17 protein-coding genes are annotated in these 17434 nt (G+C 69.9%); 9 read left to right on the top strand and 8 right to left on the bottom strand.

The window, feature by feature from the left end; genetic code table 11:
- Positions 1 to 30: 30 nt before the first annotated feature.
- Complete coding sequence (locus O3Q52_RS00940) at positions 31 to 660, bottom strand: helix-turn-helix transcriptional regulator (protein WP_332112836.1); 630 nt, start codon at positions 658 to 660, stop codon at positions 31 to 33.
- A 286-nt stretch (positions 661 to 946) separates the two neighbouring features.
- On the opposite strand from O3Q52_RS00940, the gene O3Q52_RS00935 reads away from it, so the two are divergent.
- Positions 947 to 1399, top strand: a complete 453-nt coding sequence (locus O3Q52_RS00935) for a PPOX class F420-dependent oxidoreductase (protein ID WP_269646839.1) — start codon at positions 947 to 949, stop codon at positions 1397 to 1399.
- A gap of 108 nt (positions 1400 to 1507) precedes the next feature.
- Positions 1508 to 2032 carry a hypothetical protein gene (locus tag O3Q52_RS00930; protein WP_269646838.1) on the top strand — a complete coding sequence of 175 codons (525 nt, stop codon included), beginning with the start codon at positions 1508 to 1510 and terminating at the stop codon, positions 2030 to 2032.
- A gap of 76 nt (positions 2033 to 2108) precedes the next feature.
- On the opposite strand, the gene O3Q52_RS00925 is transcribed toward O3Q52_RS00930, so the two are convergent.
- The 3 genes from O3Q52_RS00925 to O3Q52_RS00915 form a co-directional block, all read right to left on the bottom strand.
- Positions 2109 to 2954 carry a carbohydrate ABC transporter permease gene (locus O3Q52_RS00925; protein ID WP_269646837.1) on the bottom strand — a complete coding sequence of 282 codons (846 nt, stop codon included), beginning with the start codon at positions 2952 to 2954 and terminating at the stop codon, positions 2109 to 2111.
- Between the two features lies 1 nt (position 2955).
- Entirely contained in the window at positions 2956 to 3903 is a 948-nt protein-coding gene (locus tag O3Q52_RS00920; RefSeq protein ID WP_269646836.1) for a carbohydrate ABC transporter permease, read from the bottom strand.
- A gap of 95 nt (positions 3904 to 3998) precedes the next feature.
- Entirely contained in the window at positions 3999 to 5366 is a 1368-nt protein-coding gene (locus O3Q52_RS00915; RefSeq protein ID WP_269646835.1) for an extracellular solute-binding protein, read from the bottom strand.
- A 190-nt stretch (positions 5367 to 5556) separates the two neighbouring features.
- On the opposite strand from O3Q52_RS00915, the gene O3Q52_RS00910 reads away from it, so the two are divergent.
- The gene (locus O3Q52_RS00910) at positions 5557 to 6108 is read left to right on the top strand and encodes a hypothetical protein (protein ID WP_269646890.1); all 552 of its coding nucleotides are present in this window, start codon (positions 5557 to 5559) and stop codon (positions 6106 to 6108) included.
- Between the two features lie 35 nt (positions 6109 to 6143).
- Here the strand turns inward: O3Q52_RS00910 and O3Q52_RS00905 are convergent, their stop codons facing one another.
- Together O3Q52_RS00905 and O3Q52_RS00900 are read right to left on the bottom strand one after the other, a co-directional pair.
- Entirely contained in the window at positions 6144 to 6836 is a 693-nt protein-coding gene (locus tag O3Q52_RS00905) for a response regulator (RefSeq protein ID WP_189845582.1), read from the bottom strand.
- Positions 6833 to 8569 carry a sensor histidine kinase gene (locus tag O3Q52_RS00900; RefSeq protein ID WP_269646834.1) on the bottom strand — a complete coding sequence of 579 codons (1737 nt, stop codon included), beginning with the start codon at positions 8567 to 8569 and terminating at the stop codon, positions 6833 to 6835. The genes O3Q52_RS00905 and O3Q52_RS00900 overlap by 4 nt, the downstream gene beginning before the upstream one ends.
- A 144-nt stretch (positions 8570 to 8713) precedes the next feature.
- Here O3Q52_RS00900 and O3Q52_RS00895 point away from each other — a divergent pair, with 144 nt between their 5' ends.
- Positions 8714 to 10099 carry a cation:dicarboxylate symporter family transporter gene (locus O3Q52_RS00895; RefSeq protein ID WP_269646833.1) on the top strand — a complete coding sequence of 462 codons (1386 nt, stop codon included), beginning with the start codon at positions 8714 to 8716 and terminating at the stop codon, positions 10097 to 10099.
- Between the two features lie 525 nt (positions 10100 to 10624).
- Positions 10625 to 11545, top strand: a complete 921-nt coding sequence (locus tag O3Q52_RS00890; protein ID WP_269646832.1) for an NAD(P)-dependent oxidoreductase — start codon at positions 10625 to 10627, stop codon at positions 11543 to 11545.
- A 76-nt stretch (positions 11546 to 11621) separates the two neighbouring features.
- On the opposite strand, the gene O3Q52_RS00885 is transcribed toward O3Q52_RS00890, so the two are convergent.
- Positions 11622 to 12572 carry an aldo/keto reductase gene (locus tag O3Q52_RS00885; RefSeq protein ID WP_269646831.1) on the bottom strand — a complete coding sequence of 317 codons (951 nt, stop codon included), beginning with the start codon at positions 12570 to 12572 and terminating at the stop codon, positions 11622 to 11624.
- Position 12573: 1 nt separating this feature from the next.
- A complete protein-coding gene (locus tag O3Q52_RS00880; protein ID WP_332112835.1) occupies positions 12574 to 13539 on the bottom strand; it encodes an NAD-dependent epimerase/dehydratase family protein in 966 nt (321 codons plus the stop codon).
- A gap of 79 nt (positions 13540 to 13618) precedes the next feature.
- Between O3Q52_RS00880 and O3Q52_RS00875 the strand changes: the two genes are divergently transcribed.
- The 4 genes from O3Q52_RS00875 to O3Q52_RS00860 all read left to right on the top strand — a co-directional run bounded on the left by O3Q52_RS00875 (position 13619) and on the right by O3Q52_RS00860 (position 17338).
- Positions 13619 to 14140, top strand: a complete 522-nt coding sequence (locus O3Q52_RS00875) for an Lrp/AsnC family transcriptional regulator (protein ID WP_269646829.1) — start codon at positions 13619 to 13621, stop codon at positions 14138 to 14140.
- Positions 14141 to 14169: 29 nt separating this feature from the next.
- The gene (locus O3Q52_RS00870) at positions 14170 to 14598 is read left to right on the top strand and encodes a MerR family transcriptional regulator (protein ID WP_269646828.1); all 429 of its coding nucleotides are present in this window, start codon (positions 14170 to 14172) and stop codon (positions 14596 to 14598) included.
- On the top strand, positions 14595 to 14927 hold the full coding sequence (trxA, locus tag O3Q52_RS00865; protein ID WP_269646827.1) for a thioredoxin: 333 nt from the start codon (positions 14595 to 14597) through the stop codon (positions 14925 to 14927). The genes O3Q52_RS00870 and trxA overlap by 4 nt, the downstream gene beginning before the upstream one ends.
- Positions 14928 to 15103: 176 nt before the next feature.
- The gene (locus O3Q52_RS00860) at positions 15104 to 17338 is read left to right on the top strand and encodes a UvrD-helicase domain-containing protein (protein ID WP_269646826.1); all 2235 of its coding nucleotides are present in this window, start codon (positions 15104 to 15106) and stop codon (positions 17336 to 17338) included.
- Positions 17339 to 17434 lie beyond the last annotated feature (96 nt).

The following is a 17434-nucleotide window of genomic DNA, read 5'->3' as shown; positions in this document are numbered from 1 at the left end:
GCCCGGTCCCGGGCTTCCCGGTCACCGCTGTCAGGCGCTGTTGCGCTGGACCACCGACCAGAAGCGGTCGACGATCCGGTCCAGGAAGTCCCGGCCCGCGTCGTCGGCCTCACCGGCGGCCGCCCCGCCGCTCCAGCTCAGCGTGGCCACCATCTGCCCCTGGTACTCGGTGTGCAGCGCCCGCAGCACATCACCCACGAGCCGCCGGTCCAGCGGCAGCAGCTTGCCCACCGGGCGTACGTACGCCTGCCAGCGGGTCGTCACCGCGTTGCGCAGCATCTCCGCCAGCTTCGTCTCGTGGCCGGTGACCGTGACGAGGTCCGCCAGGGAGAGGTCGAGCACCTCGGCCAGCGCCGAGGACTGACGCTCGTTGCCGCGCCACTCGTCCGCCTCCTCCATCCGTACGTACACGAGGAGTTCGAGCCCCACGGCGCGGGCGACGTCCTCGGCCGCGAGACCGCGCGCGATCCGGTGCTCGCGCAACGTCCGCGGCGCGCCGATGAGATCGCCCGGCGAGCACCACAACACGCCCGCGAGCGCGGTGAGTTCGGTATTGCTCGGTGCGGCTATGCCCCGCTCCCAGGCGACGACCAGGTCCGGGGTCACATAGGGGAGTCCGAACGAGGCCTGCATGCCGTACGCGACATGCTCGGGCCCCATGCACAGGGCGAGGCGCAGTTTGCGGGCGGCCGGGGCGTCGAAGGGCGGGGTGGGCTGTTGGGCCGACGGTTGGTGCACGCGCACAACGTATGGGTGCGGGGCTGCGGTGACTACGGTCTGTTCGGCCAGGAATACGGATCGTGTGAACCTACGGTTTCGGATGTCTGTCCGAGGCCTGTTCGGGGTGGCCGAAGATCAGCTGGTGGCCGGGCTGTGTGGAGATCAGGATGTCGGGCAGGGGCTCGTGCGGACGAGTGGGACCGACGGATCGAAGGTGGCAAGCGCCGTGAGCAGGATCGAAGGGCATATTCGCGAGCGACTGCTGGCGCCGAACTTCTGGCATCTGGCGACCGTCGGCGCGGACGGGGCGCCGCAGGTGTCGCCCATGTGGGCGGACCTCGAAGACGAGTACGTCATGGTCAACACGTCAATGGGCCGCGTGAAGGAGGAGAATCTTCGGCGCAATCCGTTCGTTTCTCTGTCCCATCACGACACCGGGAACCCCTATGACCGGGTGGAGATCCGGGGGCGGGTCGTCCGCTTCGTCGAGGGCGAGGTGGCCGAGCGGGCCATGGACCGGCTCACTCTGAAGTACATCGGCGAGGACCGGTATCCGTGGCTGCTGCCGGGAGAGCGGCGCGTGATGATCCTGATCGAGCCGACGCGGGTGCGGCATGTGGTGGGCGTGGAGAAGTTCCGTCCCGGGGTGCTCCCGGAGGCTTCCGAACCCGCCGAGTGAGGCCGGGCCGTCTTCCCGAGCGGGGCCGGCCCGTCTCCCCGCCCGTCCCGTTGTCGGTGCCGGCTGACAGGATCGGAGTCCAAGTCGGCCCAGGCGAAGGCGGGTTCAATGAAGGTGCTTGTCGATGACGAGGTGCATGTCGACTACGGGCAGATCTTCGTGGAGAGCGGCGAGGACGAATGCGACCTGCATGACGCCTTCGCCGGGCAGGAGGGCGTCGGGCTCTGCGGGGGTGGCACGGACGGGACGCTGCTCCTGCTGACCGGTCTGCGGATCGGCGGCGTCGACCTGACCGCCGAGCTGCATGACAGCCGGCCCGGGCTGGACGAGACGTGGGAGGAGATCGTCGAGGTCCCGTTCCGGCCGGTGTCGCGGGAGACGAAGCTGCGGCAGTGGAACGGGAAGGGCTGGTGGGAGCTGGGCCTGGAGGAGCGCGACTACCGTGTCCGGTACTCCGCCTCCGGTATGGACGACGGCCGGAGCAAGAACGTCCGGGAGGACGACGAGCCCCCGACGGACGACCGCTACCTCCTCCAGTTCTGGCCCGCCCCGCCCGAACCGGCCCGACTGCTCAAGCAGACCAGCCGCACAGCCGCGACCTGGCACGACTTCGCCACTTCACCGGTGGGCTGACCGCTTGAACGGACCGGTCGCCGAATGCCGGGTGAGGACTCATGGTCTCGGGGGCTGAGGAACAGGCGAAGGCCCCTCACCCCTTGACCGCCCCGCCCAGCGCGAACCCCCCGCCCAGCCGCCTCGCCACCAGCACGTACAGCAGGACCACCGGTGTCGAGTAGATGATCGAGAACGCGGCCAGTTGCCCGTACACCACCGTCCCTCGGTTTCCGAAGAAGTCGTTGATGCTCACCGACGCCGGCATCTGGTCCGGGGTCAGCAGGAGCATGAAGGGGACGAAGAAGTTGCCCCACATCATCACGAACGAGAAGACGGTGACCACGGCCACGCCGGGGCCCATCAGCGGCAGCACGATCCGCAGGAGGGACTGGAACGAGGACGCGCCGTCCGTCCAGGCCGCCTCCTCCAGTTCCTTCGGTACGCCGTCCATGAAGTTCTTCATCAGCCAGATGGCGAAGGGCAGTTGGGACGCGGCGAAGAAGAAGATCGTGCCCTGCATGGTGTCGATCAGGTCCACCTGAACGAACAGGGCGTACACGGGAACCATGATCGCCGTGATCGGCAGGCTCGTCGCGAAGAGGATCGTCAGGAGGAAGGGGCGGTTCAGGCGGGAGCGGAACCGGGACAGCGGGTAGGCGGCCAGGGCCGAGCACACCACCGTCAGCAGCGTCGCCCCGCCGCACAGGATCAGGCTGTTGAGGAGGGGCGTGAACGTGATGTCCGGCTTCAGCACCGCGTCGAAGTTGTCGAGGGTGACGCCGTCGGGGACCTTCACCTTGAGGTCGGCCTTCGGGTCGACCGACGAGAGGAGGACCCAGGCGAGGGGGAGGACGAACGCGGCCGCCAGGAGGAGAAGGCCCGCGTCGGCGGCGTAGCGGCGGCTGCTGCGGCGGGACACGAGGGTCGTACTGCCGGCCATGTCAGACCTCCGTCCGCAGCAGGCGCATATAGACCAGGGAGAACAGGGAGCCGACCACCAGAAGGAGCAGGGCCACGGCCGTTCCGTAGCCGATCATGCTTTTCTGGAAGGCCTGTTCATACATGAAGAGCGGGAGCGTCTGGCTGCGGTTTCCCGGGCCGCCTCTCGTCATCACCCAGATCAGACCGAAGACCGAGAGGGTCTGGAGGGTGTTCAGCATCAGGTTCGTGCCGATGGAACGGCGGATCATCGGCAGCGTGATGTGCCACATCCGCCGCCAGCCGCCCGCGCCGTCCACCTCCGCCGCCTCGGTGATCTCCTTCGGGATCTCGTTCAGGGCCGCCGAGTAGACCAGCATCGAGAAGGCAGTCCCGCGCCAGACGTTCGCGAAGGACACCGCGAGGATCGGCAGCGTGAACAGCCAGTTCTGGGACGGGAGATGGAGCCAGTCGAGCACGGCGTTCAGCGTGCCCTCGCGGCGGAAGAAGGCGTAGAGCAGGAATCCCGCCACGACCTCCGGCAGCACCCAGGCGGCGATGACGATGCCGCCGGTGAGCGTACGGACCGGCTTCGACGCGCGCTGCATCAGTACGGCCAGGCTCAGGCCCAGCGTGTTCTGGCCGATCAGTGAACTCAGCACCGTGAACACCAGCGTCAGCCACACGGCGTTGAGGAACGCGTCGTCCCTGAACGCGGCCCGGAAGTTGTCGAAGCCGATGAACGACGACTCGGCCTGGCCGGTGAGCTGGAGATCCGTGAAGGCGATGTACGCGCAGTACGCGATGGGCCCGGCCAGGAACAGGAGCAGCAGGACGACGGCGGGGGAGAGGGGCAGCGCCCGCGTCAGGGCACGGCGGACATCGCGGCGGCCGCCGGGCGTGGACGGTGGGGCCGTCGGGCCCGGCGCGGTCTTCACCACGCCGGGGCCCGCCGTAGGTGCGGAGGTCATGAGCGGCTGATCATTTCTCACTCATCCTCTGGTGCGGCCGGTCGTCTTCCGGTGCGTCCGGGCCGGGCCCCGGCTGCGGTCCTCGCTCGCCCCGGTCATTTCTTGATGACCTGGTTGTCGGTGGCCGTCCTCAGCTCCTCGTCGTACCCCTTCGCCGCCTCCGCGACCGAGCTGTCGCCCGTCGTCACGCCCTCCATCGCCTCCTGGATGGCCGTCGAGACCTTCGGGTACGCGGGATACGCGGGGCGGTAGTGCGTGCTGGCCACCAGGTCCGTGAAGAACTTGATGCCGGGCTGCGCCTTCACGTACGCCGGGTCCTCGGCCACGTCCGTGCGCACCGAGATGCCGGAGTTGGCGATGTACCACTTCTGGGCGTTCGCCTTCGTCTGCATCGTCTTGATGAACTCGAAGGCCAGGTCGGGGTTGCCCGCCTTGCTCGGGATCGCCCAGGTCCAGCCGCCCGACATGCTCACCTTGCTCGGCGCCTGGCCGGTCTGCGTCGGCATGTACGCGAGGCCCAGTTTCTCGGACCACTCCGGCCATTCGTGGCCGCCGCCCTTCAGCCAGTCCTGCGGGAGCCAGGAGCCGTCGAGGTTGATGCCGAGCTTGCCCTCGGGGAGGAACTCGCCGCGGACCCTGGTCGCGATGTTGGGGTCGAGGGCGTCCGAGACGTCCGGGCCGAGCTTCTCCTTGAAGACCGTCTCGACGAATTCGAGAGAGTCCTTGAAGCCCTGGCTCCCCGTGATCCACTTCTTGGACGCCGGGTCGTAGAGGGGACTCTCGTTGGCCCCGCTTGCCGTCCCGTAGAGGAGCATCTCGAAGCCCTGCATGGCGGCCGCTTCACCCGCGGGCTTGCCCGTGTAGATGTTCATGGGGATGACGCCGGGGACCTTCGCCTTGATCGCGCGGGCCGCGTCGAGGATGTCTGCCCAGTTCGCCGGCTGCCAGTCGGCGGGGAGCCCGGCCTTCTTGAATATCGCCTTGTCGAACCAGAGGCCCCGGGTGTCGGTGCCGTCGGGGACGCCGTACGTCTTCCCGTCCTGGGCCTGCGCCGCCTCCTTCGCCGTGTCGATGAACTGGCTCCAGTCGTCCCACTTGGCGAGGTACGGGTCCAGCGGCTTGAGGTATCCGCTCGTGATGTCGGAGTTGATGAGGAACGTGTCCTCGTAGACCAGGTCCGGGGCCGTCTTCGGCGAGCGGAGCATCTGCTGGAGCTTCGTGTAGTACTCCGAGTCCGGGGCCTTGATCGGGACGAGATCCACTCTCTTGCCGGGGTTGGCCTTCTCGAACTGGTCCTTGATGTCGGCGAGGTACGTGTCCATCACCTTGACGGAGTTGTCCGTCGACTGTTTGAAGGAGATCTTCACCGTGTCCGGACTACTTCCGGAATCGCTGCCGCAGGCACTGAGCGCGGTGGCGGTGAGCAGGGTGGCGAGGAGAAGTGGAACGGCTGTGGGGCGCACGGGTACAACCTCCTGCTGGCCGACATCTTTGTGGCCGGGTTGGGCTGCACGAGAACCTAAGAGGACTGGTCCAGCCAGGTCAATGACTTTGCATGATCAGTCCGACACAGTGCGTATGGTCGCGCACACTCAAGGTACTGCCGAGCCGCCCGCCCGGTGGGGTCCTTGGCGTCCGGAAGGGGAGCGTGAAATACCGGAACAGGGCGTGACCAAAGGGCAGTTGCTGCTGGTCGAGTACCAGAGCGTCAAGGACGAGCAGAAGGCACGGATCGGGTTCCGCGACAACCTGCTGTACGTGACGCTCGCGGTCGTGGCAGCCGTGGCCGCCGCCTCGGCACAGGCCGGACAGACCTCCATGCTGCCGGCGCTTCCGCCCGTGTGCGTCGTGCACGGGTGGACCTGCCTCGTGAACGACGAGAAGATCTCGGCGATCGGGGCGTACGTACGGGGCGACTTGGGCCCTCGGCCGGCCGACCTCGCGCAGATCGAACGATCGGCGGCCTTCGGCCGGGAGACCGCCCACCGCGCCGACACCCGTCGCACATCACGGAAGACGATCCAGTGCGGGGTCGATCTACTGGCCTTCTGCGTCGTGCCGTTGGCGGGACTCGTCGTGTACTGGGCCGGAGGGCAGGTCGGTCGGGGGCTGCTCGTCCTGTCCGTGCTCGAAGCACTTGTGGTGGTCGGGCCGGCGGTCCAAGTCGTTTTGTACGCCGGGGTGTTCGGCTCGGGTCGGCGATGACTGACGTACCTCTCGGGTACGAAGACCCCGTCCGGCTAGCCCTTCACCCACCGGTACTGCAGCTCAGGTCTCCCCACCTGACCGTACTGAGGACTGCGCCCCGCTCTCCCCGCGTCCACCAGGTGCTCCAGATAGCGCCGGGCCGTGATCCGGGAGATGCCGACGGCCTCGGCGACGCCTGTCGCGGTCAGGCCCTCGTCGGAGTCGCGCAGGGCGCGGGTGACCCGCTCCAGCGTGGGGGCGCTCAGCCCTTTGGGCAGGGCCGCCGGGCCGGGGGCCCGGAGGGTGGCCAGGGCGCGGTCGACCTCGTCCTGGCCGCTTGCCTCGCCGGCCGCCGCGTGGAACTCGGCGTAGCGCACGAGGCGGTCACGGAGGGTGGCGAAGGTGAACGGTTTCAGTACGTACTGCACCACTCCCAGCGACACCCCCTCCCGCACCACCGTCAGGTCGCGCGCCGAAGTCACCGCGATGACGTCCGCGTGGTGGCCGGCGGCGCGCAGCGAGCGGGCCAGCTGCAGGCCGTGCACGTCCGGCAGGTGGAGGTCCAGGAGGAGCAGGTCCACGGGCATGCGGTCCAGCGCCCGGCGGGCCTCCGCGCCCGTGTGGGCCTTGCCGACGGCCGTGAAACCGGGCACGCGCCCCACGTACAGGACATGCGCGTCCGCCGCGACGGGGTCGTCCTCGACGACCAGGACGCGGATGTCCCGCGAGGGGGAAGGCGTGCTCATACGGTGCCTCCGTGCGGCGTCGGCTCGGGCGCGGGCTCGTGCGTGAGCCCAGGATCGCCGCCGGACCCGTCCCCAGACCCGTCCACGGCCCCTGACCCGGACTCGGGCCCGGCGTGGACCTTAGTCCTCCCCTGCCCCGACGTCGGCAGCGGCAGCCGTACCTCGAAGGACGCCCCGCCGCCCGGGGCCTCCGTCACGGTCAGTGTCCCGTCGTGCCGGGCCACCGCCTGCCGCACGAGGGCGAGGCCCAGCCCCCGCCCGCCGGGCCCCGCGGGCTTGGTGGACCAGCCGCGCTGGAAGACCGCCTCCGAGTGGGCCGGGTCCACGCCCGTACCGGTGTCGACGACCCGCAGGACCAGCCCCTCGGCGTCCGCGATCGCCGTGACCGTGACCCGGGCGCCGGCCGAGCCCTGCGCCGCGTCCACCGCGTTGTCGATCAGGTTGCCGAGGACCGTCACCAGGTCACGGGAGGGCAGTGACTCCGGGAGCAGGCCGTCGTCGATGCTGCTGTCCTCGGAGACCAGCAGCTCGACGCCGCGCTCGTTCGCCTGGGCCGTCTTGCCCAGGAGCAGGGCGGCCAGCACCGGCTCGCTGACCGCCGCGACGACCTGGTCGGTCAGCGCCTGGGCCAGTTCCAGCTCGGCCGTGGCGAAGTCGACGGCCTCCTCGGCCCGGTCCAGCTCGATGAGCGAGACGACGGTGTGCAGGCGGTTCGCCGCCTCGTGCGCCTGCGAGCGCAGAGCCGTGGTGAAGCCGCGCTCGGAGTCCAGCTCGCCCATCAGGGACTGCAGTTCGGTCACATCGCGCAGCGTCACGACCGTGCCCCGGCGCTCGCCGCCCGACACCGGCGAGGTGTTCACGACGAGCACCCGCGAGTCGGTCAGATGCACCTCGTCCACCCGCGGCTCCCCGGACAGCAGCGCCCCCGTCAGCGGCGTCGGCAGGCCGATGTCCGCCACCGAGCGGCCCACCACGTCGTCCGTCACGTCGAGCAGCTCGCGCCCGCCGTCGTTGATCAGCGCCACCCGGAACTGCCCGTCCAGCATCAGCAGCCCCTCGCGCACGGCATGCAGCGCTGCCTCGTGGTAGTCGTGCATCCGGCTGAGCTCGGCCGCGTTCATCCCGTGGGTCGAGCGGCGCAGCCGGGCGTTGATGACGTACGTGCCGACGGCCCCCAGGGCCAGGGCGGCCGCCGCGACCCCGAACAGGGCCTGCACCTGCCCCTCGACCCGCTGACTGATCTCGTCGACCTTGATACCCGCGCTGACGAGGCCGACGATGCGGTCGTTGTCGTATATCGGCGTGACGGCCCGCACGGACTCGCCGAGGGTGCCGGTGTACGTCTCGGTGAAGGGGTGTCCGAGGAGCGCCGACTGCGTGTTGCCGAGGAAGTGCTTGCCGATCAGGTCCTTGTTGGGGTGCGTCCAGCGGATGCCGTCGGGGTTCATGATCGTGACGAAGTCGACCTGGGCGTCACGCTGCACCGACGTCGCGTACGGCTGGAGCGTCTTCGTCGGATCGTCCGTACGGATGGCCTCCCGTACGGACGGGGAGTCCGCGACCGACCGGGCCACCGCCATGGCCTGGCGCCCCGCCGCGTCCTCGGCCTGACTGCGGTCACTGATGTAGGTGAAGAGCGCACAGCCCGCGACCACGACAGCCACAAGCACGGCCTGCATGGCAAAGAGCTGACCAGCCAGGCTGCGGGGACGTGGAGCACGGGGGAGGCGCATGGAAACAGTCTGCCCCTCCGGATAAGCATGAACTAAATGAACGGAAGGGTGACCGGCCTCACAAGGCGGGAGATAGTCACCGACAACCCCCGGACGTGAGCCGCACGCCGGATGATGCCGACGACGTCGTCAAGGAGGGCAGCCGTGACCAGTACATCGAGTACGGCACCTGCCGCTCCCGCTGCCAAGCGGGACCGCACCCACTACCTGTACATCGCGGTGATCGCCGCCGTGGCCGCCGGCATCGCCGTGGGCCTGATCGCTCCCGACTTCGCGGTCGAGCTGAAGCCCATCGGTACCGGCTTCGTGAACCTGATCAAGATGATGATCTCGCCGATCATCTTCTGCACGATCGTGCTGGGCATCGGCTCGGTACGGAAGGCCGCCAAGGTCGGCGCGGTGGGCGGCATCGCGCTCGGCTACTTCGTGGTCATGTCGTTCGTCGCCCTCGCCATCGGCCTGGTCGTCGGCAACATCCTGGAGCCCGGCACGGGCCTCGCGGTGACCGACGCGATCAAGGACGCCGGTCAGGGCCAGGTCACCGAGGCGAAGAACACCGAGGAGTTCCTGCTCGGGATCATTCCCACGACGATCGTCTCCGCCTTCACCGGCGGCGAGGTCCTGCAGACCCTGCTCGTCGCGCTGCTCGCCGGCTTCGCGCTCCAGGCCATGGGTTCGTCCGGTGCGCCGATCCTGCGCGGTGTGGAGCACATCCAGCGCCTGGTCTTCCGCATCCTCGCCATGGTGATGTGGGCGGCGCCCATCGGTGCGTTCGGCGCGATGGCGGCGGTCACCGGCTCGGCGGGGCTGGACGCACTCAAGAGCCTCGCCGTCCTGATGCTCGGCTTCTACGTCACCTGTTTCCTCTTCGTCTTCATCGTGCTCGGCACGATGCTGCGAGTCGTCGCGGGTCTCAACATCCTCACGCTCTTCAAGTACCTGGGCCGTGAGTTCCTGCTGATCCTGTCGACCTCCTCCTCCGAGTCCGCCCTGCCGCGGCTCATCGCGAAGATGGAGCACCTGGGCGTCAGCAAGCCGGTGGTCGGCATCACCGTCCCGACCGGTTACTCCTTCAACCTCGACGGCACCATGATCTACATGACCATGGCCTCGCTGTTCATCGCCGACGCCATGGGTACGCCGATGTCGGTGGGCGAGCAGATTCCGCTGCTCCTCTTCCTGCTGGTCGCCTCCAAGGGTGCGGCGGGTGTCACCGGAGCGGGTCTGGCCACCCTGGCGGGCGGCCTCGCGTCCCACAAGCCCGCGCTGGTGGACGGCATCGGCCTGATCGTCGGCATCGACCGCTTCATGAGCGAGGCGCGCGCCCTGACGAACTTCGCCGGCAACGCCGTCGCCACGGTTCTGATCGGTACGTGGACCAAGGAGATCGACAAGGGCCGCGTCGACCAGGTGCTCGCGGGGCAGTTGCCCTTCGACGAGACGACGCTCCTGGACGACGGCCACGGTTCCGCTCCCGCCGCGGCGGAGGTCCCGGACCAGCCGGAGGACAAGACGCTGGCCAAGGCCTAGCCCCGGGCCTGGGCTCCGTCCCAGAACTCCGGGCGGCTGGGTGGATCCCCCGTCGCTCAGCCGCCCGGTCACTCCGTTCACGGAGTGCAGCTCACATTTCCTTGCTTCCCCGGCCACCGGCCGGTGGCCCCGGTCCTCCCCGACCGGGCCCACCGGCCGGTGGCTTTTGGGTGGGCGGGCGTGGTCGGCAGGGTGTGGGTGCGTTGTGGCTGATCGCGCAGTTCCCCGCGCCCCTAAAAGGCACCGACGGCCCAGGCGCGCCCCGTCAGGGGCGCGGGGAACGGCGCGCTCAGCCCACGACGACCCAAGGCGTACGCACGGGCCTGGGCACCCCGCAAGGGGCGCGGGGAACGGCGCGACCGGCCCACCACGGCCCCAGCCATGCCCACCGGCCCCCGCACCCCCGGATCGACTCCCCGGCGGCGCAAGCCGGTTCCCGCGGGGTTATCCACTTACCTTCCGCTCAGTACCTGACCAAATAGTGCGTACTTGTGGGGAGTTGGGCCCGAGACCAGCATGGTCGGCATGACGAATGACCTTGAAAAGACCCCCGTCACCGTCCTGGGCCTGGGCGCCATGGGCCGGGCCCTCGCCACCGCGTTCCTGAGGGCGGGCCACCCCACCACCATCTGGAACCGTTCCCCGGGCAAGGGCGACGAGCTGGTCGCAAGGGGCGCCGCAAGGGCGACCAGCGCCCGCGAAGCCGTACGCGCCGCAGAGCTGATCGTCGTCTGCGTGGTCGACCACAACGCGGCCGGCGCCGTCCTCGACTCGGTCGCGGACGAGCTGCCCGGCCGGGTACTGGTCAACCTCACCTCGGACACCCCGGAACGCGCCCGTACGACAGGCGCCTGGGCGCAGGAACGCGGCATCGACTACCTGGACGGCTCGATCATGGTGCCGGTAGACCTGATCGGACAGCCGCCGGCGCTGATCTTCTACAGCGGGCCGCGGGCCGCGTACGACAAGCACGAGACGGCGCTGAAGGCGCTGGGCGGCAAGCCCGCCCACCTCGGCGAGGACCAGGGGCTGGCCGCGGTCCACGACCTGGCGCTGCTCGACTACTTCTACGGCTCGATCTCCGGCCTGCTGCACGCGTACGCGCTCGCCGGTGCCGACGGGGTGCGCGCGGCGGAACTCGCCCCCTACCTGGACACCATCACCGCCTTCATGCCGTCCCTGGCCGCCGAGGCCGCTCAGCACGTCGACGCGGGCAGCCATCCGGGCGAGGCGGCCAACCTCGGCATGATGGCGTCCGGCGTGGGCCACATCCTGGAGTGGGCCGAACACCGCGGCCTCGACGTGAGCACCCTCCGCCCGATCAAGGAGGTCTACGACAGGGCCGTCGCCCTCGGCCACGCCGCCGACAGCTGGACGAGCACGATCGAAGTCGTACGCGGCAACGCGGGCATGCCACGCGGCGACCGAGCGAGCCGAACCGTGTGACGTGCCCGCGAGTTCGTGCCCGTTGGGCCCCCACTTCGGGCCGGGTGCCGTGGTCGGAGCACGGCTCGACACGCCCTCAGGAGCCCATCCCCACCCCCACCTCCAGCCGCGCCACCTCCTCCGGCGTCAGCTCCAGATCCGCCGCGCCCGCCGAATCCCGTATCGTCCCGGGCCGGCTGGCGCCCGGGATCGGGACGACCGCGGGTGAGCGAGCCAACAGCCAGGCCAGGCAGACCTGTTGAGGACTGACACCCCGCTCACGAGCCACCGTGTGGAAGGCGCCGAGACCGGTGCCGTCGCTCGGGCCGGTGGCGTGGACGGGGCTGGTGGAGCGGCCGGTGTCTTCGGGAGGCAGCCGCCGCGACGGCCCGTCCAGCGAGCTCCGCGATATCCCGCCCAGCGGACTCCACGGCAGGAAGGCGAGCCCCAGCTCGGCGCAGAGCCGCAGTTCGGGCTCGCTGTCCCGGACGGCGGGGGAGTACCGGTTCTGGACCGATGCCAGCCGGTCGCCGAGGAGGGCGTGGGCCCGGCGGATCTGGCCGACGTCCGTGTTGGAGATGCCGGCGTAGCGGATCTTGCCCTCGTCGAGCAGGTCGCGCAGGGCGCCCACCGACTCCTCGAAGGGGACGGCGGGGTCGGGCTTGTGGAGCTGGTAGAGGCCGATCGCCTCGACGCCCAGCCGCTTGAGGGAGGCATCCGCCGCCGACTTCAGATGCCGGGGAGACCCCGTCACCGTCCAGCTCCCGTCGGCCGGTCTGCCGCGCCCGCCCTTCGTGGTCACCAGGACGTCGGCCGTGTCGCCGCCGTACGTGGCGAGGGCGCGGGCCACGAGACGCTCGTTGTGCCCGGGCTCGTCCCCGGGCAGGTGGTACGAGTCGGCCGTGTCCAGGAGCGTGACGCCCGCGTCCAGGGCGGCGTGCACCGTGGCCGTCGCCTGCCCCTCGTCCGGCCGGCCCTCGATGGACAACGGCATGGCACCGAGCCCGACGGCACCCACCCGCATGCCGCCAACTGTGCGGTGCCGCATGTCAGTTCACCTTCCCGAGCGTCTCGGCCACCGCACGCGGCAGCCATTCCCGTGCCTTGCCGAAGGCGAACCCGAGCCGCGTGGCCCGCGCGTTGTCCATCCCGTACGAACGGGAGAAGGAGAACGGTGAGAACTCCCCGACCTCGACGGACCGGAACACGGCCCGGAACACGGTCCGTCCGCCCGGGAGGTGTTCGGCCAGCGCCTCGCACAACTCCCCGGTGGTGAGCATCCCGTGGGACGCGGCGGTGACCGGCCCGGTGAACTCCTCGCCCGCCGCCCACGCCAGGAAGTCGGCGTTCTCCTCCAGGTGGATGTAGGTCGCCGGGTGGTTCGTGGCGGGGACGGCGATCGCCTCGCCCGCGCGGATCCGCTCGGCGATGGGGGTCCCCCCGCTCGAGCGAAGCCGAGAGTGGGGGAGGTCGAGCCGGCCCGTGAAGTCGTCGTCCCCGCCCAGCACATGGGCGACGCGCACGCTCACGTACGGGAATTCGGGGTCGGCCGCGAAGACCGCTTCGGCCTGCCGCTTGCCCTCGCCGTAGTGGGTGTCGAGGAACTCCGGGTCGTCCCGGGGAAGTTCGGGATCGACGGGGACCGTACGCGGGTTCACGGCGTCCTCGCGTACGAGTTCCGCCGAGTCCTCGTACTCGTACACCTCGACCGTCGAGGTCATCACGTACCGCCGGGTGTGTCCCGCGAAGACCCGGCGGGCGATCTCCGCCTGCCTGGGTGTGTAGCAGACCTGGTCGACGACGACGTCGAAGGTCCGTGAACCGAGCGCTTTCTCAAGGGAATTCTCGTCGTTGCGGTCGGCGACGAGATGAATCGTTCCCGGGGGAGGCGACGACGAGCCGCGATTGATGACGGTGACCCTGTCTCCCGCGGCCATCAGCCTGGCTATCAGCCTCTTGCCGAAATACCGGCTACCGCCAATGACACACCTCGCGCACGGCGCCCCTCCCGTAATGCCCTTCACCGCGGTCCTGTTCCGTGGACCCTGTGGTCATAATTCTTCCGGCGTACGAGTGAGGTCTGAAGGGGAAGTCATGGGAGATCCGGTCGCGGTACCGAAGGAACCACGGCATCTGCGAGCCGCCGCCAACGAAACGTCGGCGGCCTTCGACGCCCTGGACCGGCAGATCCTGGAACTGCTCCAGAGCGACGGCCGGATCAGGCTCAGCGAGCTGGGCCGCCGGGTCCGGCTGTCCCCGGCGGCGGTCGCCGAACGCGTCCGCCGGCTGGAGTCCGTCGGTGCCGTCACCGGCTACGGCGCCCATGTCTCGCCGTCCCGCCTCGGCTACGGCATGCAGGCCTTCATCCGCGTCAACCCGCACGGCGGCTACACGCTGAAGCACCCGAGGACCCTGGAGCTGCTCGCCCGCCCCGAGATCACCGAGGCCCATCACGTCGTCGGCGAGGACTGCTGGATCCTCAAGGTCGCGGTCGAGGACACCCTCCACCTGGAGGAGGTCCTGGAACAGACCTCGGCACTCGGCCGCACGACGACGTCGATCCTCCTGTCGTCCCCGGTGGAGCGGAAGCCGCTGCTGCCTCCGCCGTTGCCTTGACGTCAGGGTCAAGGACTACGTTCCTACGCATGCGAATCGGCGAGCTGGCGGCGCGGGCCGGGACCACCACGCGGACCCTCAGGTACTACGAGTCGCGGGGGCTGCTGCCCGCACGGCGGGGGAACAACGGGTACCGCACCTACGACGAGGACGACTTGAAGCTTCTGCGGCAGATCAGGACGCTGCAGGACTTCGGGTTCGACCTGGAGGAGACGCGGCCCTTCGTGGAGTGTCTGCGGGCCGGGCATCCGGAGGGCGACTCCTGCCCGGCGTCGCTCGCCGTGTACCGGCGCAAGCTGGGCGAACTCGACGCGCTGATCGGTGAGTTGCAGGCCGTACGCACCCACGTCGGCGAGCAGTTGGCGCGGGCCGAGGCGTCGAGGGACGAGCTGGCGGCCGGGGCGGAGGTTCCGGGCGGTCCGGAGCCGGTGTGCGAACTGGGAGGGACCATCAGGTGATCAGGGCAGCGGGTGTGGCCGAGGTGACGGACGCGGACTTCGAGGCGGAGGTGATCGGGGCGGAGCTGCCCGTGCTGGTGGAGTTCACCGCCGACTGGTGCCCGCCGTGCCGGCAGATCGCGCCGGTGCTGAGCGCCGTCGCCGCCGAGGAGGGCGACCGGCTCAAGGTGGTGCAGCTGGACGTGGACACGAACCCGGAGACCACGAACGCGTACGGGGTGCTGTCGATGCCCACGCTCATCGTGTTCCGCGACGGGCGGCCGGTGAAGTCGATGGTGGGCGCCCGGCCGAAGCGACGGCTGCTGGAGGAACTGGCCGACGTGCTGTAGCCGGGTAAACAGCAAATCCCCCGCGGCCAATTGCCTGCGGGGGATTTCTCTGCGTATATTGAATGGTTCGCGACTTCAAGGAAGTTGGTCGCGAAGAAGTTCACTAGGCGCAGTATATCCGGCCGGGAGCGGAATTGTCAAACAGGGGATCACACACAGAATTCACCGACGATGAATTGAGGCACGAGCAGGAATTCATCGACGGTCTGTACGCGCGCGTGGACGCCCTGCGCGGCGGCACCGAGGCCTCGGTGACGGACGCGCTCGCGCAGGGCAGCACGCCGATGCAGGCCCGCCTGGAGCGGGACATCCTCGTCGCCGAGCGCTCGGGCCTGCTCGCCGCGCTCAACGCGGTGGACGGCTCGCTCTGCTTCGGCCGTATCGACCTGACCACGGGACTCACCCACCACATCGGCCGCATCGGCATCCGCGCCGACGACACCGAGCACACCCCGATCCTGATCGACTGGCGGGCCCCGGTCGCCCGCCCCTTCTACCTCGCCACCGGCCACACCCCGATGGGCCTGCGCCGCCGTCGGCACATCACCACCGAGGGCCGCTCGGTCGCCGCCCTGCACGACGAGATCCTCGACCTGGGGGACCAGCAGCGCACCGGGCACGAGGACCCCTCTGGCGACGCCGTGCTGCTCGCCGCCCTCAACTCCGCGCGCACCGGCCGCATGAGCGACATCGTGCAGACCATCCAGGCCGAGCAGGACCGCATCATCCGCGCCCCGCACCGTGGTGTGCTCGTGGTGGAGGGCGGCCCGGGCACCGGCAAGACCGCCGTGGCGCTCCACCGGGCGGCCTATCTCCTCTACGAACACCGGGAGTTGCTCGCCAAGCGGGCCGTCCTGATCGTCGGCCCGAACCCCGCCTTCCTCGGCTACATCGGCGAGGTCCTGCCCTCGCTCGGCGAGACGGGCGTGCTGCTCGCGACCATCGGCGAGCTGTATCCCGGTGCGAAGGCGACCGCGTCCGACACCCCCGAGGCCGCCGCCGTGAAGGGCCGCGCAGAGATGGCCGACGTCCTGGCCGCCGTCGTGCGCGACCGTCAGGCGCTGCCCGACCCGGTGATCGCCATCGAGCACGACCGGGACATCCTGATGCTCGACGCCGGCCTCGTACGCGTCGCCCGTGACCGCACCCGCGAGGTGAACCTGCCGCACAACGCGGCCCGTGAGCACTTCGAGGGCCACATCCTCAACACCCTCACCGACATGCTCGCCGAGCGGATCGGCACGGACCCCTTCGACGGCACGAACCTGCTCGACCCGAGCGACGTCACCCAGATCCGCGACGAGCTGGCCGAGAACCGCGAAGTCTGGGCCGCCATCGACCAGTTGTGGCCGCGCGTCACCCCGCGGCGGCTGATCGCGGACTTCCTCGCCGAACCGGACGCGTACGTCTGCGAGGCCGACGCGAACGCCATCCGCCGTACGGTGACCCGGGCCTGGACCACCGCCGACGTCCCCCTCCTCGACGAGGCCGCCGAACTCCTCGGCGAGGACGACCGGTTGGCGAGGGCCGCCGCGGAGCGGGAGCGCAACCAGCAAGTCGCCTACGCCCAGGGCGTGTTGGACGTCTCCTACGCCTCCAGGACCTACGAGTTCGAGGACAAGGACGACGAGGACGCCGAGGTTCTCTCCGCGCACGACATCATCGACGCCGAGCGGATGGCCGAGCGCCACGAGGAGGACGACCACCGCAGCGCCGCCGAACGGGCCGCGGCCGACCGGAGCTGGGCGTTCGGCCACATCATCGTCGACGAGGCGCAGGAGCTGTCGCCGATGGCGTGGCGCCTGCTGATGCGCCGCAGCCCCACGCGGTCCATGACGCTCGTCGGCGACCCCGCGCAGACGGCCGACGCGGCGGGTGTCGGCTCCTGGTCGGACATCCTCCACCCGTACGTCGAGGACCGCTGGGAGCACACCCGTCTCGCGGTCAACTACCGCACCCCGTCCGAGATCATGGACGTGGCGGCGGCCGTCCCGCGCGCCGAGCACCCGGACTTCGAGCCGCCGAGTTCGGTCCGCTCGACCGGTGTACGTCCCTTGGTGCGCGAGGCCGCCGACGCCGCCGAGCTGCCCGGCACCGTGGAGAAGGCCGTCGCGGAGCTGGCTCCCGCGGAGGGGCGGCTCGCGGTGATCGCGCCGAGGGATCTGCATGCGGCTTTGGCCGCGCGGCTCGACGGGGTTGAGGCCGGGGCGGAACCCGACCTGACCCATGCGGTCGTGCTCCTTGACCCTCGCCAGTCGAAGGGTCTGGAATTCGACGCGGTCCTTGTGGTCGAGCCGGCCCGCTATGGCACGAGCGATTTGTATGTGGCCCTGACCCGGGCCACGCAGGCGTTGGGGATCGTGCACACGGGGGCGCTGCCGCAGCCGCTGGCGAGTGCGCTTGGCTCCTAGGCCTCTCTTCGCCCCCGCCGCCCCTACCCATTCCCGTCCCGTTCGGGGGCCAGCCCCCGAACCCCCGCTCCTCAAACGCCGGAGGGGCTGGGGAGG

It is taken from the genome of Streptomyces sp. ActVer (assembly GCF_027270795.1).
Lineage (GTDB): Bacteria > Actinomycetota > Actinomycetes > Streptomycetales > Streptomycetaceae > Streptomyces > Streptomyces umbrinus_A.
Note: the sequence above shows the minus strand (reverse complement) of the source record. Positions and strands in the feature narration are given on the sequence as shown.

What these genes read in the sequence shown, in the direction of transcription:
- O3Q52_RS00885 (WP_269646831.1), bottom strand. Translation starts at nt 12,572, where the DNA reads ATGCGGCACCGCACAGTTGGCGGCATGCGGGTGGGTGCCGTCGGGCTC.
- O3Q52_RS00920 (WP_269646836.1), bottom strand. Translation starts at nt 3,903, where the DNA reads ATGACCTCCGCACCTACGGCGGGCCCCGGCGTGGTGAAGACCGCGCCG.
- O3Q52_RS00930 (WP_269646838.1), top strand. Translation starts at nt 1,508, where the DNA reads ATGAAGGTGCTTGTCGATGACGAGGTGCATGTCGACTACGGGCAGATC.
- O3Q52_RS00875 (WP_269646829.1), top strand. Translation starts at nt 13,619, where the DNA reads ATGGGAGATCCGGTCGCGGTACCGAAGGAACCACGGCATCTGCGAGCC.
- O3Q52_RS00940 (WP_332112836.1), bottom strand. Translation starts at nt 660, where the DNA reads ATGGGGCCCGAGCATGTCGCGTACGGCATGCAGGCCTCGTTCGGACTC.
- O3Q52_RS00870 (WP_269646828.1), top strand. Translation starts at nt 14,170, where the DNA reads ATGCGAATCGGCGAGCTGGCGGCGCGGGCCGGGACCACCACGCGGACC.
- O3Q52_RS00905 (WP_189845582.1), bottom strand. Translation starts at nt 6,836, where the DNA reads ATGAGCACGCCTTCCCCCTCGCGGGACATCCGCGTCCTGGTCGTCGAG.
- O3Q52_RS00900 (WP_269646834.1), bottom strand. Translation starts at nt 8,569, where the DNA reads ATGCGCCTCCCCCGTGCTCCACGTCCCCGCAGCCTGGCTGGTCAGCTC.
- O3Q52_RS00925 (WP_269646837.1), bottom strand. Translation starts at nt 2,954, where the DNA reads ATGGCCGGCAGTACGACCCTCGTGTCCCGCCGCAGCAGCCGCCGCTAC.
- O3Q52_RS00890 (WP_269646832.1), top strand. Translation starts at nt 10,625, where the DNA reads ATGACGAATGACCTTGAAAAGACCCCCGTCACCGTCCTGGGCCTGGGC.